Source organism: Variovorax sp. YR752 (genome assembly GCF_943372545.1).
On record NZ_CALRZC010000143.1, the window covers coordinates 1 to 21,937 of the forward strand.

Sequence of the window (21,937 nt, forward strand, 5' to 3'; positions counted from 1 at the left end):
CCGCGCCGGCGCGGCCGCGACGCCGCCGTCGACCTCCGACTCGGACACCGCGCCGCCCTGCATCGCCGGCACCGCGTCGCCTGCGCTGTAGCGCGGCGGCCAGTGGTTCAGCGTGGCCCGGCGCAACAGCGCCATGCCGCCGTTGGGCGAGAAGCTGCGCTCGAGCACGTGGGTCACGTTGTGGCGGTTGACGCGCTCGGTGACGATCAGCGTCGAGCAGCGCGTGCCGTAGGCCTGATCCGATGAACGGATGAAGGCCGGCGCGAGCATGCGCTCCTTGTCGAGGCCGATGCCGGTGTCGGGCAGGGCAGCGTCCTGCGGCAGCGAGCGGTCGGCCAGCGCCTCGAACAGGCGGGCCGCGAGTTCGTCGATCGAGGCGGACTCGGTGATGGCCTCACGGGTGCGTGCCTTCAGCGACAGCACCTTGGGCCACGGCGTGTCGAGCCCGGCGTTGGACAATCCGTAAACGCCACGTTCCAGCCGCTGCGGATGCGCACCGTTGTTGCTCGCCCAGTAGCACTCGCCGAGGGCGAAGTCCGCGGCAATCAGGTTGAAGCCGTTGTAGCCGGCCAGCGCGGTGCGCATCCAGAACTGGTCGACACGTTCGCGTGCCGCCAGCCACTCCGGCACGATGCGGCCGCGCGAAGGTGCCGTCGGGTCGTTGCGCGACGGGTCACGCACATTGGTCAGCAGTCCCAGTCGCCCTTCGGCGGTCAGGCCCAGCCAGGTGCCGCCGGCGTCGAGATCGCGGCCGCCGAGAATCTGCGTTGCCCCGGGCTCCGGTGCCCACCAGGCCAGGCGAGCCGCCGGGCGAGCGAAGAACTCGTCGCGGTTGGCCGCCACCACGAGCGGAAAGCGGCGGCTCTCGTCGAGCGCCAGCGTCAGCAGGCACATGGGGCGAACACCTCGGTGTGTCGGTCGCCGTCGATGAGCCCGTGCAGGCTCGCGGCGCGGGATTCGATCTGCTGCTGCAGCGTGTCGTCGAGGGCAGGGCCAGGCGTCATCGTGGCGATCGAGTAGGTTTCCATCCAGGTGATCTGGCCGCCCTTCACCTCCGGGCGGCGCAGCAGTCGCGCCAGCAGGCCGGGGTGTTCGAGGCTCAGTTGCGCCTGGAACGCATGCACTGTCGCCATCACTGCTTCGGCATGGTGCACTGGCGATCGATAGTAGATGAACAGCTCTCGCATCGGCGCTCCGGCGGTCGGGTGGGCTGGCCGCCCGTGAAGTTTTGCCGTGCCGTCTGCCGCGCGCCCGATCAGGCCGCGGCCGAGCCCTCGAACGGCACCGTGTAGGGCAGTTCGCGCCGCGTCAGCGGCGGACCCTCGGCGCTGCCCAGGTGCAGGGTGCCGCTGTCCAGGGCCGCCAGCTTCACCTCGGCAAGCAGCCGGCTGCCCTCCTCGGGCGAGGGCGCGGCATTCGCCACCAGCCCCGCCGGCTGCCCCGGGTCGGCACTGTGGAAGATCTCCTGCCCGGCGCTGGCCACCGCGACCACGTCGAACAGGAACATGCGGCGCTTCAGCGTGCCCCGATACTGGCTGCGAGCGACGACTTCCTGGCCCGGATAGCAGCCCTTCTTGAAGTCCACGCCGCCGACCAGTTCGAGGTTGATCATCTGCGGCACGAACTGTTCGACCGTGGCGGCCTCGATCGTCGGCACGCCGCTGCCCAGTTCGAGCCAGCGCCAGGTGTCGAGCGACAGCAGCGGCGCATCCACCGGCACGCCACCCGCGAGCAGCGCCCGCTTCATGCCCTGCGAGTCGGGAAGGCGGATCAGCGTGCCTGCCGCCGTGTCGCGGCGCTGCCAGACGGCAGCATCGCCGAGCAAGGTCGACGCCGCCGCACCGGCGAGGCCGTGCAGGGGCAACTCGGCACTCGCATCGCTGAGCTTGCACTGCGCGCGCAGCACGAACATCGACAAGCGCTTTAGCGTGGGCGCGAGCACGTCGGCCGAGCAGGCGAGCAGGATCTCGTCGGCCTCGCCCTGCCAGACGAGAAAGCTCGCCTGCAGCCGGCCCTTGGCCGAACAGAATCCCGCCAGCAACGCACGCTCGCGGTCGAGCGCGAGCATGTCGTTGGTGAGCTGGCCGTGGAGGAAGCGCGCGGCGTCGGCACCGCGGGCGCGGATCACGCCCCAGTGCGTCAGCGTGGCGACACCATTCGTTGCGAGGTCGGTCTGCATGTGCCGATTATCATCAGCCGCCATGAGTTGCATCGTGCAGGGGTCTCGCGGCATCGGCCGCATCGGGCAGCGGCCGCGATGATGTGGCTGGTCCGGTTCATCCTGCTCGGCCGGCTGGCGGGCGCAGCGGCGGCCGGTGCGCTCGCCTGGTGGTTGCACCAGCCCTTGCCGCTGGCCAGCGACAGCGTCGAGCTGTCCATCGAACAAGGCGAACGGCCGCGCGACATCGCGACCGGCTGGGTCCAGGCGGGCGTGAAGGCGCCGCCGTGGGCGCTGTACCAGTGGTTCCGCTGGTCGGGGCAGGCCAAGCGCATTCGTGCCGGCAGCTACGAGATCGGCCCCGGCACCACGCCGATCACGCTGCTCGAGAAGATGGTGCGCGGCGACGAGACACTGGCCACCGTGCGCCTGATCGAAGGCTGGACCTTCCGCCAGTTCCGCGCCGAGCTGGCCAGGGCCGATTCGCTCAAGCCGACCACGGCGACGATGAGCGATGCGCAGATCATGGAAGCGATCGGCAGCACCGGCCAACTGCCCGAAGGGCGCTTCTATCCGGACACCTACGCCTACAGCAAGGGCAGCGCGGACATCGCCGTGCTCAAGCGGGCCCACCGCGCGATGCGCCAGCGCGTCGACGAAGCCTGGGCAGCGCGCACGCCGGACCTGCCGCTGCGCAGCGCCGACGAAGCGCTCATCCTCGCCTCGATCGTCGAGAAGGAAACCGGCGCCGCCGCCGAGCGCGGGCGCATCGCCTCGGTGTTCGTCAACCGCCTGCGCATCGGAATGCCGCTGCAGACCGACCCGACCGTCATCTACGGCCTCGGCGAGGCCTTCGACGGCAACCTGCGCAAGCGCGACCTGCAGACCGACACGCCGTACAACACCTACACCCGGCCCGGCCTGCCGCCGACGCCGATCGCGATGCCGGGTGCCGCATCGCTGCGCGCGGCGGTACGGCCGGAGGCGTCGAAGGCGCTGTACTTCGTCGCCCGCGGCGACGGCACCAGCGAGTTCAGCGACACGCTCGCCGAGCATAATCGTGCGGTCAACAAGTACCAGCGCGGCCGCTAGAGCCCCAACCCCAGCCCGTGAGCGGCCGATTCATCACCTTCGAGGGCATCGACGGCGCCGGCAAGTCCACGCACATCGAGGCCCTGGCGCAGCGGCTGCGGCAAGGCGGCTGCGAAGTGGTCAATACGCGCGAGCCGGGTGGTACCGATCTGGCGGAGCGGCTGCGCGAACTGGTGCTGCATCAACGCATGGATGCGCTGACCGAGGCGCTGCTGGTCTTCGCGGCACGCCGAGACCACGTGCAGACGCTCGTCGCTCCGGCGCTTGAGCGCGGTGCCACGGTGCTGTGCGACCGCTTCACCGACGCCACCTTCGCCTACCAGGGGGCGGGGCGCGGATTCGATGCCGCCGTGCTGTCCCAGCTCGAGCAATGGGTTCACGGTGCGCTGCAGCCCGACCTGACGCTCTGGCTGGACCTGCCCGCCGAGACGGCCGCGCAGCGCCGGGCCCAGGCGCGTGCGGCCGACCGCTTCGAGAGCGAAGACCTGGCCTTCTTCGAGCGCGTGCGTGCCGGCTATGCGCAGCGCTGTGCACAGGCGCCGCAGCGATTCGTGCGCATCGATTCGTCGCTCGAGCGCGGCGCCGTGTGGGCGCAGATCGCTGCCGAGCTGGAGCGGCGCGGATGGTAGGCCCCGACGGTACGTTGCCCTTGCCCTGGCTGGACGCATGGCTGGCGCAGGCGCTGCAGTCGCAACGCAGCCATGCGCTGCTGATCCACGGCCCGGCAGGCGTTGGCCAGTGGCAGCTGTCCCTGACACTGGCTCAGGCCTGGCTGTGCGACGCGACGGCGCCCGGCCGCCGCCCGTGCGGGCACTGCAGCTCGTGCCGTCTGGTGCAGGCGCGGTCGCATCCCGACCTGCTCGTGCTGCTGCCCGAGGCACTGCAGGCGCCACTGGGCTGGGCCGCTTCCGACGCCGACTCCGAACCGGCCGAGCCGGGCAGCAAGAGCCGGCAACCGAGCAAGGAGATCAAGGTCGAGGCGGTGCGCGGCGCGGTCGCCTTCGCGCAGACCACGCCCGCGCGTGAAGCCGGCAAGGTGGTCGTGCTGCATCCGGCCGAGCGCATGAACGGCATCGCCGCCAACGCGCTGCTGAAGACGCTGGAAGAGCCGGCCGGCTCGGCACGATTCATCCTCAGTTGCGCCGCACCCGAGGCGCTGCTGCCCACCATCCGCAGCCGCTGCCAGGCAGTCGCACTGGGGGTGCCGGACGCAGCCCAGGCACTGTCCTGGCTGTCCGGGCAGGGCGTGGCCTCGCCCGAGGTGGTGCTCGCCGGAGCCGGCGGCCAGCCGCTCGATGCGCTCGAGCGGGTGCGCGACGGCATCGATGCGCGGATCTGGGCACAGTTGCCCAAGCTCGCCCAGCGCGGCGAAGCCGCGTCGCTGACCGGCTGGACCGTGGCGCGCGTGGTCGATGCGCTGCAGAAGCTCTGCCACGACGCCCTGTGCGCTGCCGTAGGCGCCGCGCCGCGCTACTTCCCGCCGGACAGCGTGCCGGCTCAGACCGACGTGAATGCCTTGCTGGCCTGGTCGCGCGATCTGCAGCGCATGGCGCGACAGGCCGACCACCCCCTGAACGCCGGCCTGGCGACCGAGGCCTTGTTCTCGCGCGCCCGTCAGGCGCTGGCCACGCCGCGCGGCGAACAGTCCGCCCGGCGTGGCGTTTCGGTACACTCGAACGCATGAGCGACGCCAGCGGTAGAAGCATGCTGCCCGGACCCCCCGCCACCGCCGCGGCGGCGCGGCCCAGCGTCATTCAACTGGTGTTCCGCGAGAAGGGCGCGCTGTATGCCGCCTACATGCCAGTGTTCTCCGACGGCGGTCTGTTCGTCCCGACGACACGCGAGTACCGGCTCGGCGAGGACATCTACCTGCTGCTGTCGCTGCCCGACGACCCGCAGCGCTATCCGGTGGCGGGCAAGGTCGGCTGGATCACGCCGGCCAACGCCTCGGGCGGACGGACGCAGGGCGTCGGCGTGCGCTTCCCGACCGACGAGAAGACCCGCCTGCTGAAGCTGAAGATCGAAGAGATTCTCGGCACCTCGATCTCCTCGGCCAAGCCGACCCAGACCATCTGAGGCGCCCGCCTCGTCGCGGCTGGCATGGCGCCGGCCGCGCCTTCCATGCCAGCACACCTGCGCGATGTTCGTCGATTCCCACTGTCATCTGAGCTTTCCCGAACTCGCAGCGCGCATCGACGAGATCCGCACCGCCATGGCCGCCGCCTCCGTGGACCGCGCGCTGTGCATCTGCACGACGCTGGAGGAGTTCGACGAGGTGCACGCGCTGGCGATGCGCTACGACAACTTCTGGTGCAGTGCCGGCGTGCATCCGGATAGCGAGGGCGTGCGCGAGCCGAGCGTCGACGAACTGATTGCCCTGGCAGGGCGGCCCCGCGTGGTGGCGATCGGCGAGACCGGGCTCGACTACTACCGCCTCGGCGAGCGCAGCGTGGAGGATATGGCGTGGCAGCGCGACCGCTTCCGGGCGCACATCCGCGCCGCCAAGGCTGCTCGCAAACCTCTGGTGATCCACACGCGCAGCGCGTCCGACGACACGCTGGCCATCCTGCGCGAGGAGGGCGCCGACGCGGCCGGCGGGGTGTTCCATTGCTTCACCGAGACGATGCAGGTGGCTCGCTCCGCGCTCGACCTCGGCTTCTACATCTCGTTCTCGGGCATCGTCACCTTCAAGAACGCGGTGGAACTGCAGGAAGTGGCGCGCTATGTCCCGTCCGACCGCTGCCTGATCGAGACGGACAGCCCTTATCTCGCTCCGGTGCCTTTCCGCGGCAAGACCAACACGCCGGCCCTCGTGCCGCATGTGGCCGCCAAGCTGGCGGAGTTGCGCGGGACGTCGATCGAGGCGATCGCCGCGGTGACCAGCGCCAACTTCGAGGCACTTTTCAGAACCTGAAGCGTTACATCAACAGGCGCTCCCAAGCGTTGGTCGGGAAAAGAGTTTTTGCTTGTTGCAGTTCTGGCAATTATGAGAAATCACTTTAAGAATGCTGTCTATCTTGCTCTCCTGATTGCTTCTTCAACCGTCGGAGCCGGGTCGTACGATGACTTCTTCGTCGCGATCATCCGCGACGATGTCAGCACCGTACGTTCCTTGCTCGCCCGCGGCATGGATCCGAACAGTCGCGACCCCAAGGGGCAACCGGCGCTGGCGGTGGCCATCCGGCGCGAGTCGCCCCGCGCCTTCGCCGCGCTGCTGGCTCGCTCGGACGTCGACGTGAACGCCCAGAACGCTGCGGGTGAGTCCGCCCTGATGCTCGCCGCCATCGCCGGTGATCTGGACGCCTGCCAGCAACTGCTCGAGCGTGGGGCCCTGGTCAGGAAGTCGGGTTGGGCGCCGATCCACTATGCAGCGAGCGGGCCCGAGACCCGGATCGTTCGCCTGCTGCTCGACCGCGGCGCCGAGATCGATGCCGAGGCGCCTAACGGAACGACGGCACTGATGCTGGCCGCCCAGACGGGGCCCGAGAGCACGGTCGAATTCCTGCTGGCGCGCGGCGCCGACACGCGGCGCCGCAATCAGCGCGGCCTGCAGGCCATCGACTTCGCCGAGCAGGCCGGCCGCGACTGGCTGGTCGAGCGCCTCGAGAAGCTGCCGCGCTGAGATTCCGTGCGCAGTTCACGCCACGAGTGGCGTGTCAGGTTTCTTCCTACACGCCACATGGCGGCACGACGACTTCCGCGGCGAGGACGCGCGCCTAGAGTGCGTTTCATCCCAGTGCACTTGCCGGAGGTTCTCGATGCAGTCAGCACAACCCGTCGCCAATCCGTTCGCTCTGCTGCTCAATCCCGCGGCGGTCGTCGAGGAGATGGAGCGCTCAGAACGGCTGAACCGGCTCTCGAGCCGCATCTGCAGACCGCTGGACCGGGTACAGCCCGCCAACGGCAGCGCCGATGCGGCGCCGGACGATGCCGATCTCGTGGTCGCACCAGAGCTGGAGAACCGCCGCTTCGGTTGAAGCCCTGCTTAAATGCGCGACGATGTATATTATGTCAACTTACGTCGGTGAATTTCTGCAGCGGGTGTCAGGCCTCAGCCTCCTTGCGATTCTGGCGCTGGCGCCCCGCCCGGCGGACGCTGTCGAACTGTTCGGGGGCATCGGCACCACCGGCCTCGAGATCGGCGTCGGTGAACGTGTCGGCCCCAACACCGGCCTGCGCCTGAGTGGCGAGTTCCTGGATCTGAGCCGGGACTTCGAGCGCAACGGCGCCAGCTACGACACCAAGCTCAAGTTCTCGACGCTGGCCGTCTACGGCGACTACTTTCTGGGTGACCGCTTCCGCCTCACCGCGGGCGCGCAGTTCGGCACCCGCAAGGCCTCCGGCAACGCCGTGGCCAGCAATGGCACGATCACGATCAACGGCGTGACCTATCCAGCCGCCGGGGAAAGCGTGGACGCCGAAGCCAAGTTTCCTTCGACGACACCGTACCTCGGCATCGGCTGGGGTCACGCCCAGACCGGCCAAGGCCTGAGCTTCTACGTCGATGCGGGCGTTCTGGTCGGCAAGGCCGACGCGAAGATCACGCCCTCGGCCGGACTGCTCGCCGCAGCGGGCCAGGCGAACATCGACGCCGAGCAGCGCAATCTGCAGGAGAGCGTCGACAAGCTGAAGCTCTTCCCGGCCGTGAAGTTCGGCATCGGCTACAAGTTCTGATCCGCCGCGAGCACCAATGAGAACAGGCCCCGCGGGGCCTGTTCTTCTTGCGTCTGGCGGAGTCGGAGGGATTCGAACCCTCGATGCAGGTTTTGCCCGCATACTCCCTTAGCAGGGGAGCACCTTCGGCCACTCGGTCACGACTCCGGCGAAGGATCGCATTCTAGCCGCGAACGCGGCCGATTCCCTCTCAGGCCGGGGCCTGATCGAGATCGAATGCCTTGTGCAGCGCGCGCACGGCGAGTTCCATGTACTTCTCGTCGATCACCACGCTGGTCTTGATCTCGCTGGTGGTGATCATCTGGATGTTGATGCCCTCCTCGCTGAGCGAGCGGAACATCTTGCTGGCCACACCGACGTGCGAGCGCATGCCGATGCCGACGATGCTGACCTTGCAGATCTTGGTGTCGCCGCTGACTTCGGCCGCGCCGGTCTTCGGCACCACCGTGTTCTTCAGCAGGTCCAGCGTTCGCTGGTAGTCGTTGCGGTGCACGGTGAACGAGAAGTCCGTCTTGCCGTCGTGCGAGACGTTCTGGATGATCACGTCGATGTCGATGTTGGCGTCGGCCACCGGCCCGAGGATCTGGTAGGCGATGCCGGGCTTGTCGGGCACGCCCAGCAGGCTGATCTTGGCTTCGTCGCGGTTGAACGCGATGCCGGACACGACGGCTTGTTCCATCTTCTCGTCTTCCTCAAAGGTAATCAGCGTGCCCGAACGGGCCTCTTCGGCGATGTCGATGTCCCAGGGCGTGAAGCTGGACAGCACGCGCATCGGCACGCGGTACTTGCCGGCGAACTCCACCGAGCGGATCTGCAGCACCTTGGAGCCGAGGCTGGCCATCTCGAGCATCTCCTCGAAGCTGATGGTGTGCAGGCGGCGCGCTTCCGGAACGATGCGCGGGTCGGTGGTGTAGACACCGTCGACGTCGGTGTAGATCAGGCACTCGTCTGCCTTTAGCGCTGCGGCGACGGCCACCGCCGAGGTGTCCGATCCACCGCGGCCCAGCGTGGTGATGTTGTTGGCGTCGTCGACACCCTGGAAGCCGGTGATGATCACCACCTTGCCGGCGGCCAGGTCGGCACGCACCCGCTGGTCCTCGATGCTCTGGATGCGCGCCTTGGTGTACGAACTGTCGGTGGCGATCGGCACCTGCCAGCCGGTGTAGCTGACCGCCGGCATACCCTCGGCCTGCAGTGCGATGGCCAGCAGACCGACCGAGACCTGCTCGCCGGTGGCGGCGATCATGTCGAGCTCGCGCTGAAGCTCGGGCGTGGTTGCGGCGGGCGACAGCTCTTTGGCCAGGCCGAGCAGGCGATTGGTCTCGCCGCTCATGGCCGAGGGCACGACCACCATCTGGTGCCCTGCCCGCGCCCATTTGGCGACGCGCTTGGCGACGTTGCGGATGCGCTCGGTCGAGCCCATCGACGTGCCGCCGTACTTGTGAACGATGAGTGCCATGGAAGGACAGTGCCGCGGTGATTGCTCGAAGGGGGTCACGCCGCGCTCGTGAACCCGGCATTCTATCCGGCCGACTTGCGCTCCCATGACAGCTGGACCAGCGGCTGGCCGGGAAGTCCGATCACGCGCGCATCGAGGCCGAGGCCGGGCACGAAGACCAAGTGGCCGCCGCTGTAGACCAGCGGGCCGTCACGTTCCCAGGCCGGCACGGCCTGCGCCTGGAACTGCTTCTTCAGGCTGCGCGGCGGGCGGCCGAAACCGGCCTGGAACTGCTCGCCGCCGCTGCGTTCGCGCAGTTCGAGCGCGGCCAGCCAGGCCAGCGGCACGCCGCCCTCGCGCACACGCTCCACGAGCAAGGCGCCTCCCCAGCCGGGCAGCACGTGCCGGCCGGCACGGCGAACGGCGAAGATCGCTTCGCGTAGCGGCGGCATCGGTGCCCCCGGCGCCCGCGCAATCCAGCGCAGCCGGCCACGGTAGGCACGAAGCCGCCCGCCCTCACCCTCCCAGGTGCCCTGCCCGGACCGACCCAGTTCCGCCATCAGGCGCACGACCAGACTGGACGGCGCGGGCACTCCCGTGCGAGCGCGCAACCAGTGGCGCAGCGCGTTCGCGCGGCGGGCTTCGCTGGCTGCGGCCCAGGGCGCGATCAGCAGTTCGTGCCGGTCGGTCATCCGGGAGAGATCCTCTGCGGCGAACTCGTCGAGACAGGCGCAGGCCTGCTGCGCCCAGGCCGCCGTGTCGGCGAGCGTCGTTGCTGCCTGCGGGAAGGCCTGCACGATCGCGGGCCACACCTGCAGGCGCAAGCGGTTGCGGGCGAAGCGCGGGTCGGCGTTGCTGTCGTCTTCGATGTGCTTCAGGCGATGCGCTCGCACGTAGGCGGCAATCGCGTTCGGATCGTGCTCCAGCCAGGGCCGCAGCCAGCGGATGCCGTCGCGCTCGGCCTGGCGCGGCATGCCGGCCAGGCCGGCCACGCCGCCGCCGCGCAGCGCCTGGATCAGCACGGTCTCGGCCTGGTCGAGCCGGTGGTGGGCCAGCAGCACGGTGTCCGCGCCCTCCTCCATCGCCAGGCGGCGCAGCGCGCGGTAGCGCTCCTTGCGCGCCCAGCCCTCGACACTCTCGCCGCGCTCGGGGCGGCCCTCGAGCCGGGCCACGCACAGCCGGATCGGCCAGCGTCGCGACCAGCGCGCCGTCTGCCGCTCGCAGAAGTCCGCCCAGGCATCGGCGTGCGCGCTCAGCCCGTGATGGACGTGCAGCGCAATCACCTCGACGCCGAGCGGCAGCGCTGCCACCAGCGTCGCATGCAGCAGCGCGGTGGAGTCGCGCCCGCCGCTCCAGGCGACGGCGATGCGCCGGGGTGGCTTCACCGCACCTGCGACGGAGCGCTCAGCGCTCCTTGCTGTCGGTGAAGCGGCCGTAGGCCTGCAGCCGCTCGTAGCGGCGCTGCAGCAGTTCCTTCGGCTTCAGGTCACTGACCTGGCGCAGCGCGTCGTTGAGCGCGCGCTTGAGGAAGGAGGCCATCTGCTTGTGGTCGCGGTGCGCGCCGCCGACCGGTTCGTTGACGATCTTGTCGACCAGTTGCAGCGCCTTCAGCCGGTGCGCCGTGACGCCCAGCGCCTCGGCCGCATCCGAGGCACGTTCGGCCGTCTTCCACAGGATCGAGGCGCAACCTTCGGGCGAGATCACCGAGTAGATCGAGTACTGCAGCATCAGCGTCTGGTCGCCGACGCTGATCGCCAGCGCGCCGCCCGAGCCGCCTTCGCCGATGATGGTGCAGACGATCGGCACCTCGAGCTGCGCCATCTCGAAGATGTTGCGGCCGATCGCTTCCGACTGTCCGCGCTCCTCGGCGCCGATGCCCGGGTAGGCCCCCGGCGTATCGACGAAGGTGAACACCGGCAGGCCGAACTTCTCGGCCAGCTTCATCAGGCGCAGCGCCTTGCGGTAGCCCTCGGGGCGCGACATGCCGAAGTTGCGCTGCGCGCGCTCCTTGGTGTCGCGGCCTTTCTGGTGGCCGAGCACCATGCAGGGCTGGCCGTTGAAGCGCGCCAGGCCGCCGACGATCGACAGGTCGTCGGCGTAGTGGCGGTCGCCGTGCAGTTCCTGGAAGTCGGTGAAGATCTCGTTGACGTAGTCCAGCGTGTAGGGCCGCTGCGGATGCCGCGCGATCTGCGTCACCTGCCAGGGCGTGAGGCTGGCGTAGATGTCCTTGGTGAGCTGGAGGCTCTTCTTGCTCAGGCGGTCGATCTCTTCCGAGATGTCGACCGCAGACTCGCTCTGCACGTAGCGCAGTTCCTCGATCTTGGACTCGAGTTCCGAGACCGGCTGCTCGAACTCCAGGAAATGGCGTTTGCTCATGGATGGGTTTCCTCCGCGTCGTGCGGCTGTTCCCTGCGACGGGTCAGTAGTCTACCGGCAGCGGGTCCAGGCTCCGCCAGATGTACCACGTGGCCACCGAGCGGAACGGCGCCCAGGCGTCGCCGACTTCGCGCGCTTCCGCCCGCGAGACCGGCTCGCCGCTGAAGTAGTTCAGGCTGATGCCCTTGAGCAGGCCGAGGTCGTCCAGCGGCAGCACGTTCGGGCGCATCAGGTGGAAGATCAGGAACATCTCAGCCGTCCATCGGCCGATGCCGCGGATGGCGACCAGCTCTTCGATGATCGCCTCGTCGTCCATCTGCTGCCACTGGCGCACATGGACGGTACCCGCCTCGAAATGCTGCGCCAGGTCGAGCAGGTACTCGACCTTGCGCGCCGACAGGCCGGCGCCGCGTGCATCGGCGATGTCGAGTTCGAGCACGGCCGCCGGCTTGAGCCGCGTGCTTGGCTCGGGCATCAGCGCGGCGAAGCGCTCCCACACCGACTGCGCGGCTTTCACCGAGATCTGCTGGCCGACGATCGAGCGCGCCAGTGTCGTGAAGGCGTCGCCGCGGCTCTGCAGCCGGCCTTCGCCGAACTGCGGGATCAGCTTGCGCATCACCCGGTCGCGGCGCGACAGATGACGGCACGCGTCGTCCCAGTAGTCGGGGGTGGTCCCCGCCTTGGCAGGCGACATGCTGCTCAGCCCTTCACCCAGGTGGTGCCCTGCGGCGAGTCCTTCAGGACGATGCCACGCTCGGCGAGTTCCTTGCGGATCACATCGGCATGCGCGAAGTCGCGCGAGGCCTTGGCGGCCGCGCGAGCGGCGATGCGCTCCTCGATCCAGGCAGCGTCACTGCTGTCGTGACCCGCGCCGCCCTGCAGAAACTGGCGCGGCACCTGCTGCAGGATGCCGACCGTCGCGGCCAGCCCCTTGAGCAGCGCTGCCGTCTGCGCCGAGCGTGTGCGGTTCAGCTCACCGGCCAGCTCGAACAGCACGGCAAAGGCCTCCGGCGTGTTGAAGTCGTCGTTCATCGCGGCCTTGAACGCGGCCGCCTGCGGCTGGCTCCAGTCGAGTTCGCCCGCCGGCACGGCAATGCCGTCGAGCGCCGTGTAGAGACGGCGCAGCGCGCTCCTGGCGTCGTCGAGATTGGCGTCGCTGAAGTTGAACGGGCTGCGGTAGTGGGTGCGCAGCATGAAGAAGCGCAGCGTCTCGCCGTCGTAGTGCTTGAGCACGTCGCGGATGGTGAAGAAGTTTCCCAGCGACTTCGACATCTTCACGTTGTCGACGTTGAGGAAGCCGTTGTGCATCCACGTATTCACAAAGCGGATGCCGTTGGCGCCCTCGCTCTGCGCGATCTCGTTCTCGTGGTGCGGAAAGATCAGGTCCAGCCCGCCGCCATGGATGTCGAAGTGCTGGCCGAGCAGCGTGCAGCCCATCGCCGAGCACTCGATGTGCCAGCCGGGGCGGCCGCTGCCGAACTCGCTGGCCCACTTGGCGTCGTGGGGCTCGCTGTCCTTGGCCGACTTCCAAAGCACGAAGTCCAGCGGATCCTCCTTGCCGTCGAGCACGGCCACGCGCTCGCCGGCGCGCAACTGGTCGATCGACTTGCCGGACAGCTTGCCGTAGCCGGGGAACTTGCGCACCGAGAAGTTCACGTCGCCGTTGCTCGAACGGTAGGCCAGGCCCTTGCGTTCCAGCGTGGCGATCATCTCCAGCATCTGCGGCACGTACTCGGTGGCGCGCGGCTCGTGCGTCGGCGGCAGCACGCCGAGGCGGCCGATGTCCTCGTGCATCGCCGCGGTCATCTCGGCGGTGAGCTGGCGGATCGGGATGCCGCGCTCCACCGCACGCTTGATGATCTTGTCGTCGATGTCGGTGATGTTGCGCACGTAGGTCACGTCGTAGCCCAGCGTGCGCAGCCAGCGGTAGACCATGTCGAAGACGAGCAGGAAGCGCGCATGGCCGACATGGCACAGGTCGTAGATCGTCATGCCGCACACGTACATGCGCACATGCTTCGGATCGATCGGCGTGAAGGTCTCGATGTCGCGCGAGAGCGTGTTGTGGATGCGCAGCGTCATGGGCCGGTCGGCGGGGGATTCAGGGGGCTTGCGTCAGCGCCTCGTGTGGCTGCCGCGACGACCCCGCGACGCGTCCGGTCGAAGGGCCTGAACTAGAATCGATTCAGTATAGCGGGCCCGCCCGGGCGACGAAGTCGGGGTCCACCGCAGTTCGCACTCTCCGCCCGCGCCGCGTCCTCCCCACCGAATGAGCTTCCTCCGCCCCTGGCTGATCTGCCTCCTGCTCGCCGCCGGCGTTGCGCGGGCGGACGAACTCGCGGAGGTGCAACGCCTGCATGCGATCGGCCAGACCGGCGAGGCGCTCCAGCGTGCCGAGAAGCACGTGGCAACGCACCCGAAGGACGCCGGCATGCGCTTCCTCGTCGGCGTGATGCTTGCCGAGACGCAGCGGTCGTCCGAGGCGAGCGCGGTGTTCGGGCAACTGGTCGTCGACTACCCCGAACTGCCCGAGCCCTACAACAACCTGGCGGCGCTGAAGGCAGCGGCGGGCGATTACGACGGCGCCAAGGCCGCGCTCGACCAGGCCCTGCGCGCCAATCCCTCCATGGCCACGGCGCACGAGAACCTCGGCGATGTGCAGGTGATGCTCGCCTTGCGCGCCTACGCGCGGGCACTTCAGCTCGATCCGGCCAGCGCGACGCTGCCGGCCAAGCTCGCCATGGTCAAGCAGTTGCTGCGCCCGCCGGCGCGCACGACACCCTGACCCCACGACGTTCCAACCCGAGGAGACTCCGAGAGATGAAAACCCGCCATATCGGGCATGCACTGATCGCCACTGCGCTGGCGCTGGGCACGCATCTGGCCGCGCACGCGCAGAAGGTCCGCTTCGCGACCAGCGCAGGCGACATCGTCATCGAGCTCGACGCCGCGAAAGCCCCGAAGTCGGCAGCCAACTTCGTCGAGTACGCGAAGAGCGGCCACTACGAAGGCACGGTGTTCCATCGTGTCATCCCCAACTTCATGATCCAGGGCGGCGGCATGACGGCCGACATGAAGGAGAAGCCGACACGCGCGCCGATCCCGCTGGAAAGCGGCAATGGCCTGGACAACGTGCGCGGCAGCGTCGCGATGGCGCGCACGATGGACCCGAACTCCGCCACCGCGCAGTTCTTCATCAACGTGACCGACAACGGCTTCCTCAACAAGGCGCAGTCGCGCGACGGCAACGGCTACGCCGTGTTCGGAAAGGTAGTCGCCGGCATGGACGTGGTCGACAAGATCCGCGCCGTGCCCACCGGCAACAAGGGCATGCACCAGAACGTGCCGCTCGAACCCATCGTCATCAAGAAAGTCAGCGTGGAGAAGTGACATGAGCACCAAGGTTCAACTGCAGACCAGCAAGGGCGAGATCACCATCGAGCTCGACGACGCGAAGGCGCCGGCGACCGTCGCCAACTTCATCGACTACGTGAAGAAGGGCCACTACGACGGCACGGTGTTCCACCGCGTCATCCCCGGCTTCATGATCCAGGGCGGTGGCTTCGAGCCCGGCATGAAGCAGAAGTCGACGGGCGCGCCGATCCAGAACGAGTCGGCCAACGGCCTGACCAACGACCGCTACACGGTCGCCATGGCGCGCACCTCGGCGCCGCACTCGGCGACAGCGCAGTTCTTCATCAACGCCACAGACAACGGCTTCCTGAACCGCGCGCAGTCGCAGGATGGCTGGGGCTATGCCGTGTTCGGCAAGGTGAGCGCGGGCACCGAGGTGGTCGACGCGATCGAGCGCGTCAAGACCGGCCGCAGCGGCGGGCATGGCGACGTGCCGGTCGAGGACGTGCTGATCCAGCGCGCCACCGTGCTGGACTGAAGTCCGGCCCGCCCGGCGATGACGCATCCGCCCCCGCTGCCCACCTTCTGGGAACTGCTTGCGCCGGCGGACTGGACGGCGATCGACTTCATCAGCGACCTGCACCTCGCCGACGAGACACCTCGCACCTTCGAGGCCTGGGCCGCGTACATGCGCGACACGCCGGCCTCGGCGGTCATCATCCTCGGCGACCTGTTCGAGGTCTGGATCGGCGACGACGCTCGCCACGCCGGCTTCGAGGCGCGCTGCGCCGAGGTGCTCGCCGAGGCGGCGTCGCGCCGCAGCGTGGCCTTCATGTGCGGCAACCGCGACTTCCTCGTCGGCGCCGAGACGCTGCGCGACTGCGGCGTGCTCGCATTGCCCGACCCGACGGTGCTGGTCGCCTTCGGCGAGCGGCTGATGCTGGTGCATGGCGATGCGCTGTGCCTCGATGACCACGAGTACCAGCGCTTCAGGGCACAGGTGCGTTCGTCGGCCTGGCAAAGGGAGTTCCTCGCCAGGCCGCTGGCCGAACGCGCGCAGATCGCCCGGGCCATGCGCGCGCAAAGCGAACAGCGCAAGCGTGGCATGGCGCCGGCAGACTGGGTGGACATCGACAAGGCCACCGCAGTGCGCTGGATGCACGAGGCCGGCACACCGACGCTGGTCCACGGCCACACACATCGGCCGGCGCGGGAGGATCTGGCGCCGGGCTTCGTCCGCGAGGTGCTGAGCGACTGGGACTGCGACACGCCCGGCACACCGCGCGCCGAGGTGCTGCGCCTGAAGCGCGGCGGGCTCTCGCGCATTCCGCTGGCCCGATGATCGGCGCCTGGTGGCGGCAATGGCGCTCGGCGCGCACGCTCGAGCGTCGCGCGATTCCCGATCCGCTGTGGCAGCTCACGCTGGCCCGCTATCCCTTCATTGCCAGCCGCTCGGCCGATGAGCGGCAACGGCTGCGCGAACTGAGCACGCTGTTCCTCGCCGACAAGGAGTTCGCCGGCATGCAGGGCCTGGAGATCGACGACGGCATGGCCGTGGCGATCGCCGCGCAGGCCTGCCTGCCCATCCTGCGGCTGGGACTGGGACACTATGACGGATTCAAGGGCATCGTCGTCCACCCTGACATCGTCGTCGCGCGCCGCGAGGTGATGGACGACGACGGCGTGGTCCACCACTACGACGAGGAGCTCTCCGGCGAGGCGATGGAAGGCGGCCCGGTGATGCTCTCCTGGCGCGACGTGGCCGACGCCGGCGACAGCGCGGCCTGGGGCTACAACGTCGTCGTGCACGAGTTCGCCCATGTGCTCGACATGCGTGACGGCGCGGCCGATGGTGTGCCGCTGCTGCCCGATCGCGCGGCCCGCGAACGCTGGCTTGGCGTGCTCGAGCCGCAGTGGCAGGACTTCTGCGCGCGTGTCGATGCCGGCGAAGAGACGCTGATCGATCCCTACGGCGCCGAGGCGATCGATGAGTTCTTCGCGGTCGCCTCCGAGGTGTTCTTCGTCGACGCGCCGGCGCTGCGAGCGGAGCATCCGGCGCTGTACGAACTGCTCGCCGGCTACTACCAGCAGCATCCGGCCGCGCGCCACGAATGACGAAGGGGCCCGCAGGCCCCTTCGCTGTCGTCCCTCGATCCCGATCAGGCCGTCGCCGGCTCCGCCTTGGGCTTGTCGCTCTTCTTCGGTGGGGCGATGTCGAGCACCGGCTTGCCGTCGTCGTCGATGCCCACCGTCAGGCGGCCACCGTCGACCAGCCGGCCGAACAGCAGTTCGTCGGCCAGTGCGCGGCGGATCGTGTCCTGGATGAGGCGCTGCATCGGCCGCGCGCCCATCAGCGGATCGAAGCCCTTCTTCGCCAGGTGCTTGCGCAGCGCGTCGGTGAAGGTGACGTCGACCTTCTTCTCCTGCAGCTGGCTCTCGAGCTGCAGCAGGAACTTGTCGACCACCCGCAGGATGATCTCCTCGTCCAGCGCACGGAAGCTGACGATCGCGTCGAGCCGGTTGCGGAACTCCGGCGTGAACAGGCGCTTGATGTCTCCCATCTCGTCGCCCTGCTCGCGCGAGTTGGTGAAGCCGATGGTCGCCTTGTTCATCGTCTCGGCGCCGGCGTTCGTCGTCATGATGATGATGACGTTGCGGAAGTCGGCCTTGCGCCCGTTGTTGTCGGTCAGCGTGCCGTGGTCCATGACCTGAAGCAGCACGTTGAATACGTCCGGGTGTGCCTTCTCGATCTCGTCGAGCAGCAGCACCGCGTGCGGCTTCTTGCTGATCGCCTCGGTCAGCAGCCCGCCCTGGTCGAAGCCGACATAGCCCGGAGGCGCGCCGATCAGCCGGCTGACAGCGTGGCGCTCCATGTACTCCGACATGTCGAAGCGGATCAGCTCGATGCCCAGGATGTAGGCCAGCTGGCGCGCCACCTCGGTCTTGCCGACACCGGTGGGCCCGCTGAACAGGAACGAGCCGATCGGCTTGTCCGGGCGGCCCAGGCCCGACCGGGCCATCTTGATGGCCGCGGCCAGCGCCTCGATCGCCGGCTCCTGGCCGAAGACGACGCTGTTGAGGTCGCGGTCCAGGCTCTTGAGCTTGCTGCGGTCGTCGTTGGACACGCTGGTCGGCGGAATGCGCGCGATCTTCGCGACGATGTCCTCGACCTCGGCGCGCGTGATGGTCTTCTTCTGCTTGCTCTTGGGCAGAATGCGCTGTGCGGCACCGGCCTCGTCGATCACGTCGATGGCCTTGTCGGGCAAGTGGCGGTCGTTGATGAACTTGGCCGACAACTCGGCGGCGGCCTGTAGCGCGCCGAGCGCGTACTTGACGCTGTGGTGCTCCTCGAAGCGCGACTTCAGGCCCTTGAGGATCTCCACCGTCTGCTCGACGGAAGGCTCGACCACGTCGATCTTCTGGAAGCGCCGCGACAGCGCCGCATCCTTCTCGAAGATGCCGCGGTACTCGGTGAAGGTGGTCGCGCCGATGCACTTCATCGAGCCCGAGCTCAGCGCCGGCTTGAGCAGGTTGCTCGCGTCCAGCGTGCCGCCCGAGGCCGCGCCGGCGCCGATCAGCGTGTGGATCTCGTCGATGAAGAGGATCGCGTTGGGCTGGTCCTTCAGGTGCTTGAGCACGCCCTTCAGGCGCTGCTCGAAGTCACCACGGTACTTGGTGCCGGCCAGCAGCGCGCCCATATCCAGCGCGTAGACGATCGAGTTGGCGAGCACCTCGGGCACGTCGTTCTGCGTGATGCGCCAGGCCAGGCCCTCCGCGATTGCGGTCTTGCCCACGCCGGCCTCGCCGACCAGCAGCGGGTTGTTCTTGCGTCGGCGGCACAGGATCTGGATGACTCGCTCGACCTCGTGGTCACGGCCGATCAGCGGGTCGATCTTGCCGTCGCGAGCGAGCTGATTGAGGTTCTGGGTGAACTGGTCGATCGGCGAGCCCTTGCCCTCGCCCTCGTCCTTCTCGCCCTCGTTGCCGCCGCTGCTGCCCTCGGCCGGCTTGGCAGGCTCCGGCGGATCGCTCTTCTTGATGCCGTGGGCGATGAAGTTCACCACGTCCAGGCGCGTGACCCCCTGCTGGTGCAGGTAGTAGACGGCGTGCGAGTCCTTCTCGCCAAAGATGGCCACCAGCACGTTGGCGCCGGTGACTTCCTTCTTGCCGCTGCCGGTGGACTGCACGTGCATGATCGCGCGCTGGATGACGCGCTGGAAGCCCAGCGTCGGCTGCGTGTCGACCTCGTCCGTGCCGCCCACCGTGGGCGTGTTTTCCTTGATGAAGCCGGCCAGGCTCTTGCGCAGGTCGTCCACGTTGGCAGAACAGGCGCGCAGCACCTCCGCGGCCGAGGGATTGTCGAGCAAGGCCATCAGCAGGTGTTCCACCGTGATGAACTCATGGCGCTGCTGGCGCGCCTCGACGAACGCCATGTGCAGGCTGACTTCGAGTTCCTGGGCAATCATGCGGCCTCCATAATGCACTGCAACGGGTGACCACCGCGACGCGCGGCAGCCAGCACCAGTTCTACCTTGGTCGCGGCCACGTCCTTGGAATAGACGCCGCAGACACCCCGACCCTCATGGTGAATCTTCAACATGATCTGGGTCGCGGTTTCGAGGTCGCGTTTGAAGAATTCCTGCAACACCATGACGACAAACTCCATCGGCGTGTAGTCGTCATTGAGCATCACCACCTGGTACATGCGCGGCGGCTGTGTGCGCTGCGCCTTGCGTTCGGCGACAACCGCCCCCTGCCCGTCATCGGGCACGCCCTTGCCGGGCGGCACGGGCGGAGTCGGCGGTGTTTCATCGGGCATGAAAACATTCTATCGAGTCGGGCGGCAACCCATTCACCTCGTTGGATATTGCGGTGAGGCACCGAATCACAAGTGTGCGAAAAGCAAGGTCCGCACCGGCCTGTTCGTCGCGCCGGCCGGCGCACCTGCCGTTGCTTCCTTGACACGCCCGTGCACGCCCTCCAGAATCTTCCGACTCAGGAGAAGGAGACCGCCATGCCGATCGGCACCGTGAAATGGTTCAACGACGCCAAGGGTTTCGGTTTCATCGAGCCAGAGGGTGGTGGCGACGACGTGTTTGCCCATTTCTCGGCCATCCAGATGGACGGGTTCCGTACGCTCAAGCAAGGCAGCAAGGTCAGCTACGAACTGGTCCAAGGCCCGAAGGGCCAACTGGCGCAGAACATCCAGACGGTCGACGCGGCTTCGCGTTCGAGCAAGGTCGAGGGTGTGACAACGTCGGACGTCTGATCCGCAAGGGCCGCCGTCTCCCCGCCAAGGGCCCGCCGCGCGGGCCCTTTGTCATTGACTTGACGCGGCACCTCGCCCGGGGCGCGCCGCGTGGTCGCCACTGATGGATCGCAACCGCGATTCCGGCTTCGCGTGACTGAGGCACGGCCGCCGGCGTCGAAGCTGGGCATCGCAGCCCCTGTGGCTTCGACGGGGGTTGGCATGGCCGATGCCTCGCCACGCTCTACGGCACGCTCTGCCGCAGTGGTACACTGTCGGCGATCGCGCGGTCGATGCTGTGCTCTTCCTGGAGTACTTCGCGGACTGCGCTGAGATCGAGAGTTGATCTCCATCCCTCACCAGATGTTCTGATTGCCAAGGCGGTCGCGACGGTCTGGTCGCCCCTGACTCGCAGCGAGTGCCCCTGCCAGCCAGCCGCCGGACAGAGCTCATCCGCCGCCAGCGCGCCCGCCGCGCTCCCCAGTCAGAACCGGCGCGACCCACTGAAGAGTCGCGCCACCGAAGGACAGCTATTCACACTCCCCTCCAGGTCGGGAAATACCTCGTTTCTCCCTTGACCCGTCTCGACGATCGCGGCCGCCATGCGGCTTCGGTGTCGATCCGCTCCGGACGCGGCAACGCGACGCACGACCGCGTCCTGCGCTTTGCCCGCGCATTCGACTCCTCCGATCAAGCCGCGCGCTATGCGCTGGCGCAGGGCCTCGCCTGGCTCGGCGCCGCGCCGGCGCCCGCCCCCCACTTTTCCACGAACCAAGACTGAACACATGGCCAAGGAAGAACTCATCGAGATGCAGGGCGTCGTCCACGAAGTCCTGCCGGATTCGCGATTCAGGGTCACGCTGGACAACGGCCACTCGCTGATCGCCTACACCGGCGGCAAGATGCGCAAGCACCACATCCGCATCCTCGCCGGCGACAACGTCTCGCTGGAACTCTCGCCTTACGACCTCACCAAGGGTCGCATCACCTTCCGCCACCTCGAGCGCCGCGGCCCGCCGACGACCTCGAGCCAGCCGCGCCGCCGCTGAGGCAGCGCAGCTCCCTGTTCCCCCTCCAGCGCCCGAACCCGGATGCTGCTTTCCCGCTCCAGTTCCTCTGGCGCAAGCTCCTCTCCACTCCATCAAGGAAGAACGACATGACGATCGAAACCGGCACCGTGAAATGGTTCAACGAAGGCAAGGGCTTCGGCTTCATTGCTCCCGACAACGGCGGCAAGGACCTGTTCGCGCACTTCAAGGAAATCCAGGGCAACGGCTTCAAGACCCTGGCCGAGAACCAGCGCGTCGAGTTCGAAGTGACGCAGGGCCAGAAGGGCCCGCAGGCGTCGCGCATTCGCCCGCTCTGAGAACACGCCTGCGACCCTGCCCTCGGGCCGGGTTGACGCCACGGGCCGCGCTCACAGCGCGGCCCGTGCGCTTTTGGGCCGCAGCTTTACCGCCGCGAGAATGCCGCGCAGGATGTCCAGCGGCACAGGCGGGCAGCCGGTGACGGCTACGTCCACCGGGATGACCTTGGCCACGGCGCCACAGCTCGCGTAGCTCTCGCCGAAGATGCCACCGTCGCAGCCGCAGTCACC

27 protein-coding genes, 1 tRNA gene and 1 pseudogene are annotated in these 21,937 nt (G+C 68.2%); 17 read left to right on the forward strand and 12 right to left on the reverse strand.

All coding sequences use genetic code 11. The annotated features are described in order from the left end of the window. The 3 genes from AAG801_RS26900 to AAG801_RS26910 form a co-directional block, all read right to left on the reverse strand. The coding region (locus AAG801_RS26900) for an NRDE family protein (protein ID WP_341891133.1) at positions 1-894 on the reverse strand (894 nt) is incomplete at its 3' end. Continuing rightward, complete coding sequence (locus AAG801_RS26905) at positions 882-1,187, reverse strand: DUF4936 family protein (RefSeq protein ID WP_341891134.1); 306 nt, start codon at positions 1,185-1,187, stop codon at positions 882-884. The genes AAG801_RS26900 and AAG801_RS26905, both read right to left, overlap by 13 nt. Positions 1,188-1,255: 68 nt before the next feature. Next, a complete protein-coding gene (locus tag AAG801_RS26910) occupies positions 1,256-2,179 on the reverse strand; it encodes a folate-binding protein (RefSeq protein ID WP_341891135.1) in 924 nt (307 codons plus the stop codon). 78 nt (positions 2,180-2,257) lie between these two features. Here AAG801_RS26910 and mltG point away from each other — a divergent pair, with 78 nt between their 5' ends. The 8 genes from mltG (at position 2,258) to AAG801_RS26950 (ending at position 7,924) form a co-directional block, all read left to right on the forward strand. Then, a complete protein-coding gene (mltG, locus tag AAG801_RS26915; RefSeq protein WP_341891136.1) occupies positions 2,258-3,250 on the forward strand; it encodes an endolytic transglycosylase MltG in 993 nt (330 codons plus the stop codon). A gap of 17 nt (positions 3,251-3,267) precedes the next feature. Next, the gene (tmk, locus tag AAG801_RS26920) at positions 3,268-3,879 is read left to right on the forward strand and encodes a dTMP kinase (protein WP_341891137.1); all 612 of its coding nucleotides are present in this window, start codon (positions 3,268-3,270) and stop codon (positions 3,877-3,879) included. Then, positions 3,873-4,934 (forward strand): DNA polymerase III subunit delta', encoded by a 1,062-nt coding sequence (holB, locus tag AAG801_RS26925; protein WP_341891138.1) that lies wholly within the window; start codon positions 3,873-3,875, stop codon positions 4,932-4,934. The genes tmk and holB overlap by 7 nt, the downstream gene beginning before the upstream one ends. A 20-nt stretch (positions 4,935-4,954) precedes the next feature. Beyond that, entirely contained in the window at positions 4,955-5,326 is a 372-nt protein-coding gene (locus tag AAG801_RS26930) for a PilZ domain-containing protein (RefSeq protein ID WP_341891139.1), read from the forward strand. A 64-nt stretch (positions 5,327-5,390) separates the two neighbouring features. Further along, entirely contained in the window at positions 5,391-6,164 is a 774-nt protein-coding gene (locus AAG801_RS26935) for a TatD family hydrolase (protein ID WP_341891140.1), read from the forward strand. 72 nt (positions 6,165-6,236) lie between these two features. Beyond that, positions 6,237-6,872, forward strand: coding sequence for an ankyrin repeat domain-containing protein (locus AAG801_RS26940; protein WP_341891141.1), 636 nt, complete (start codon positions 6,237-6,239; stop codon positions 6,870-6,872). Between the two features lie 136 nt (positions 6,873-7,008). Continuing rightward, complete coding sequence (locus tag AAG801_RS26945; protein ID WP_341891142.1) at positions 7,009-7,227, forward strand: hypothetical protein; 219 nt, start codon at positions 7,009-7,011, stop codon at positions 7,225-7,227. A 31-nt stretch (positions 7,228-7,258) separates the two neighbouring features. Beyond that, a complete protein-coding gene (locus tag AAG801_RS26950) occupies positions 7,259-7,924 on the forward strand; it encodes a hypothetical protein (protein ID WP_341891143.1) in 666 nt (221 codons plus the stop codon). 54 nt (positions 7,925-7,978) lie between these two features. On the opposite strand, the gene AAG801_RS26955 is transcribed toward AAG801_RS26950, so the two are convergent. The 6 genes from AAG801_RS26955 to cysS form a co-directional block, all read right to left on the reverse strand. Continuing rightward, a tRNA-Ser gene (locus AAG801_RS26955) sits at positions 7,979-8,071 on the reverse strand. Between the two features lie 43 nt (positions 8,072-8,114). After that, entirely contained in the window at positions 8,115-9,383 is a 1,269-nt protein-coding gene (locus tag AAG801_RS26960; RefSeq protein ID WP_341891144.1) for an aspartate kinase, read from the reverse strand. Between the two features lie 62 nt (positions 9,384-9,445). Beyond that, positions 9,446-10,747 (reverse strand): tRNA lysidine(34) synthetase TilS, encoded by a 1,302-nt coding sequence (gene tilS, locus AAG801_RS26965; RefSeq protein ID WP_341891145.1) that lies wholly within the window; start codon positions 10,745-10,747, stop codon positions 9,446-9,448. A gap of 19 nt (positions 10,748-10,766) precedes the next feature. Continuing rightward, positions 10,767-11,738 carry an acetyl-CoA carboxylase carboxyltransferase subunit alpha gene (locus AAG801_RS26970; protein ID WP_341891146.1) on the reverse strand — a complete coding sequence of 324 codons (972 nt, stop codon included), beginning with the start codon at positions 11,736-11,738 and terminating at the stop codon, positions 10,767-10,769. 43 nt (positions 11,739-11,781) lie between these two features. Further along, positions 11,782-12,432, reverse strand: coding sequence for a DNA-3-methyladenine glycosylase (locus tag AAG801_RS26975; RefSeq protein ID WP_341891147.1), 651 nt, complete (start codon positions 12,430-12,432; stop codon positions 11,782-11,784). A 5-nt stretch (positions 12,433-12,437) separates the two neighbouring features. Beyond that, positions 12,438-13,820, reverse strand: coding sequence for a cysteine--tRNA ligase (gene cysS, locus AAG801_RS26980; protein WP_341891148.1), 1,383 nt, complete (start codon positions 13,818-13,820; stop codon positions 12,438-12,440). Positions 13,821-14,007: 187 nt separating this feature from the next. Between cysS and AAG801_RS26985 the strand changes: the two genes are divergently transcribed. Genes AAG801_RS26985 through AAG801_RS27005 form a run of 5 tightly spaced genes read left to right on the forward strand, consistent with a single transcriptional unit; the run spans position 14,008 to position 17,207 of the window. Then, positions 14,008-14,523: a tetratricopeptide repeat protein gene (locus AAG801_RS26985; RefSeq protein ID WP_341891149.1), complete on the forward strand. Its 516-nt coding sequence runs from the start codon at positions 14,008-14,010 to the stop codon at positions 14,521-14,523. Positions 14,524-14,558: 35 nt separating this feature from the next. Continuing rightward, entirely contained in the window at positions 14,559-15,128 is a 570-nt protein-coding gene (locus AAG801_RS26990) for a peptidylprolyl isomerase (RefSeq protein WP_341891150.1), read from the forward strand. A 1-nt stretch (position 15,129) separates the two neighbouring features. Continuing rightward, positions 15,130-15,630 carry a peptidylprolyl isomerase gene (locus AAG801_RS26995; RefSeq protein ID WP_341891151.1) on the forward strand — a complete coding sequence of 167 codons (501 nt, stop codon included), beginning with the start codon at positions 15,130-15,132 and terminating at the stop codon, positions 15,628-15,630. Between the two features lie 18 nt (positions 15,631-15,648). Beyond that, positions 15,649-16,434 (forward strand): UDP-2,3-diacylglucosamine diphosphatase, encoded by a 786-nt coding sequence (locus AAG801_RS27000; RefSeq protein ID WP_341891152.1) that lies wholly within the window; start codon positions 15,649-15,651, stop codon positions 16,432-16,434. Then, positions 16,431-17,207, forward strand: coding sequence for a M90 family metallopeptidase (locus AAG801_RS27005; RefSeq protein ID WP_341891153.1), 777 nt, complete (start codon positions 16,431-16,433; stop codon positions 17,205-17,207). Before AAG801_RS27000 ends, AAG801_RS27005 begins: the two co-directional genes overlap by 4 nt. A 44-nt stretch (positions 17,208-17,251) precedes the next feature. On the opposite strand, the gene clpA is transcribed toward AAG801_RS27005, so the two are convergent. Beyond that, complete coding sequence (gene clpA / locus AAG801_RS27010) at positions 17,252-19,558, reverse strand: ATP-dependent Clp protease ATP-binding subunit ClpA (protein WP_341891154.1); 2,307 nt, start codon at positions 19,556-19,558, stop codon at positions 17,252-17,254. After that, on the reverse strand, positions 19,555-19,911 hold the full coding sequence (clpS, locus tag AAG801_RS27015) for an ATP-dependent Clp protease adapter ClpS (RefSeq protein WP_341891155.1): 357 nt from the start codon (positions 19,909-19,911) through the stop codon (positions 19,555-19,557). Before clpS ends, clpA begins: the two co-directional genes overlap by 4 nt. Before the next feature lie 195 nt (positions 19,912-20,106). On the opposite strand from clpS, the gene AAG801_RS27020 reads away from it, so the two are divergent. The 4 genes from AAG801_RS27020 to AAG801_RS27035 all read left to right on the forward strand — a co-directional run bounded on the left by AAG801_RS27020 (position 20,107) and on the right by AAG801_RS27035 (position 21,706). Continuing rightward, positions 20,107-20,361 (forward strand): cold shock domain-containing protein, encoded by a 255-nt coding sequence (locus AAG801_RS27020; RefSeq protein ID WP_341891156.1) that lies wholly within the window; start codon positions 20,107-20,109, stop codon positions 20,359-20,361. 553 nt (positions 20,362-20,914) lie between these two features. After that, on the forward strand, positions 20,915-21,121 hold the full coding sequence (locus AAG801_RS27025; RefSeq protein ID WP_341891157.1) for a hypothetical protein: 207 nt from the start codon (positions 20,915-20,917) through the stop codon (positions 21,119-21,121). A gap of 4 nt (positions 21,122-21,125) precedes the next feature. Further along, complete coding sequence (gene infA / locus AAG801_RS27030; RefSeq protein WP_341891158.1) at positions 21,126-21,389, forward strand: translation initiation factor IF-1; 264 nt, start codon at positions 21,126-21,128, stop codon at positions 21,387-21,389. Between the two features lie 107 nt (positions 21,390-21,496). Continuing rightward, positions 21,497-21,706 (forward strand): cold-shock protein, encoded by a 210-nt coding sequence (locus AAG801_RS27035; RefSeq protein ID WP_341891159.1) that lies wholly within the window; start codon positions 21,497-21,499, stop codon positions 21,704-21,706. A gap of 51 nt (positions 21,707-21,757) precedes the next feature. Here AAG801_RS27035 and AAG801_RS27040 read toward each other — a convergent pair. Beyond that, positions 21,758-21,937, reverse strand: a pseudogene (locus tag AAG801_RS27040) (NADH-quinone oxidoreductase subunit B); the annotation flags it as partial.

Coding starts and splice junctions, on each gene's coding strand:
- AAG801_RS26905 (WP_341891134.1), bottom strand. CDS start 1,187: ATGCGAGAGCTGTTCATCTACTATCGATCGCCAGTGCACCATGCCGAA.
- AAG801_RS26910 (WP_341891135.1), bottom strand. CDS start 2,179: ATGCAGACCGACCTCGCAACGAATGGTGTCGCCACGCTGACGCACTGG.
- mltG (WP_341891136.1), top strand. CDS start 2,258: ATGATGTGGCTGGTCCGGTTCATCCTGCTCGGCCGGCTGGCGGGCGCA.
- holB (WP_341891138.1), top strand. CDS start 3,873: ATGGTAGGCCCCGACGGTACGTTGCCCTTGCCCTGGCTGGACGCATGG.
- AAG801_RS26930 (WP_341891139.1), top strand. CDS start 4,955: ATGCTGCCCGGACCCCCCGCCACCGCCGCGGCGGCGCGGCCCAGCGTC.
- AAG801_RS26935 (WP_341891140.1), top strand. CDS start 5,391: ATGTTCGTCGATTCCCACTGTCATCTGAGCTTTCCCGAACTCGCAGCG.
- AAG801_RS26940 (WP_341891141.1), top strand. CDS start 6,237: ATGAGAAATCACTTTAAGAATGCTGTCTATCTTGCTCTCCTGATTGCT.
- AAG801_RS26945 (WP_341891142.1), top strand. CDS start 7,009: ATGCAGTCAGCACAACCCGTCGCCAATCCGTTCGCTCTGCTGCTCAAT.
- AAG801_RS26950 (WP_341891143.1), top strand. CDS start 7,259: ATGTCAACTTACGTCGGTGAATTTCTGCAGCGGGTGTCAGGCCTCAGC.
- AAG801_RS26960 (WP_341891144.1), bottom strand. CDS start 9,383: ATGGCACTCATCGTTCACAAGTACGGCGGCACGTCGATGGGCTCGACC.
- AAG801_RS26970 (WP_341891146.1), bottom strand. CDS start 11,738: ATGAGCAAACGCCATTTCCTGGAGTTCGAGCAGCCGGTCTCGGAACTC.
- AAG801_RS26975 (WP_341891147.1), bottom strand. CDS start 12,432: ATGTCGCCTGCCAAGGCGGGGACCACCCCCGACTACTGGGACGACGCG.
- cysS (WP_341891148.1), bottom strand. CDS start 13,820: ATGACGCTGCGCATCCACAACACGCTCTCGCGCGACATCGAGACCTTC.
- AAG801_RS26985 (WP_341891149.1), top strand. CDS start 14,008: ATGAGCTTCCTCCGCCCCTGGCTGATCTGCCTCCTGCTCGCCGCCGGC.
- AAG801_RS26990 (WP_341891150.1), top strand. CDS start 14,559: ATGAAAACCCGCCATATCGGGCATGCACTGATCGCCACTGCGCTGGCG.
- AAG801_RS26995 (WP_341891151.1), top strand. CDS start 15,130: ATGAGCACCAAGGTTCAACTGCAGACCAGCAAGGGCGAGATCACCATC.
- AAG801_RS27000 (WP_341891152.1), top strand. CDS start 15,649: ATGACGCATCCGCCCCCGCTGCCCACCTTCTGGGAACTGCTTGCGCCG.
- AAG801_RS27005 (WP_341891153.1), top strand. CDS start 16,431: ATGATCGGCGCCTGGTGGCGGCAATGGCGCTCGGCGCGCACGCTCGAG.
- clpA (WP_341891154.1), bottom strand. CDS start 19,558: ATGATTGCCCAGGAACTCGAAGTCAGCCTGCACATGGCGTTCGTCGAG.
- clpS (WP_341891155.1), bottom strand. CDS start 19,911: ATGCCCGATGAAACACCGCCGACTCCGCCCGTGCCGCCCGGCAAGGGC.
- AAG801_RS27020 (WP_341891156.1), top strand. CDS start 20,107: ATGCCGATCGGCACCGTGAAATGGTTCAACGACGCCAAGGGTTTCGGT.
- infA (WP_341891158.1), top strand. CDS start 21,126: ATGGCCAAGGAAGAACTCATCGAGATGCAGGGCGTCGTCCACGAAGTC.
- AAG801_RS27035 (WP_341891159.1), top strand. CDS start 21,497: ATGACGATCGAAACCGGCACCGTGAAATGGTTCAACGAAGGCAAGGGC.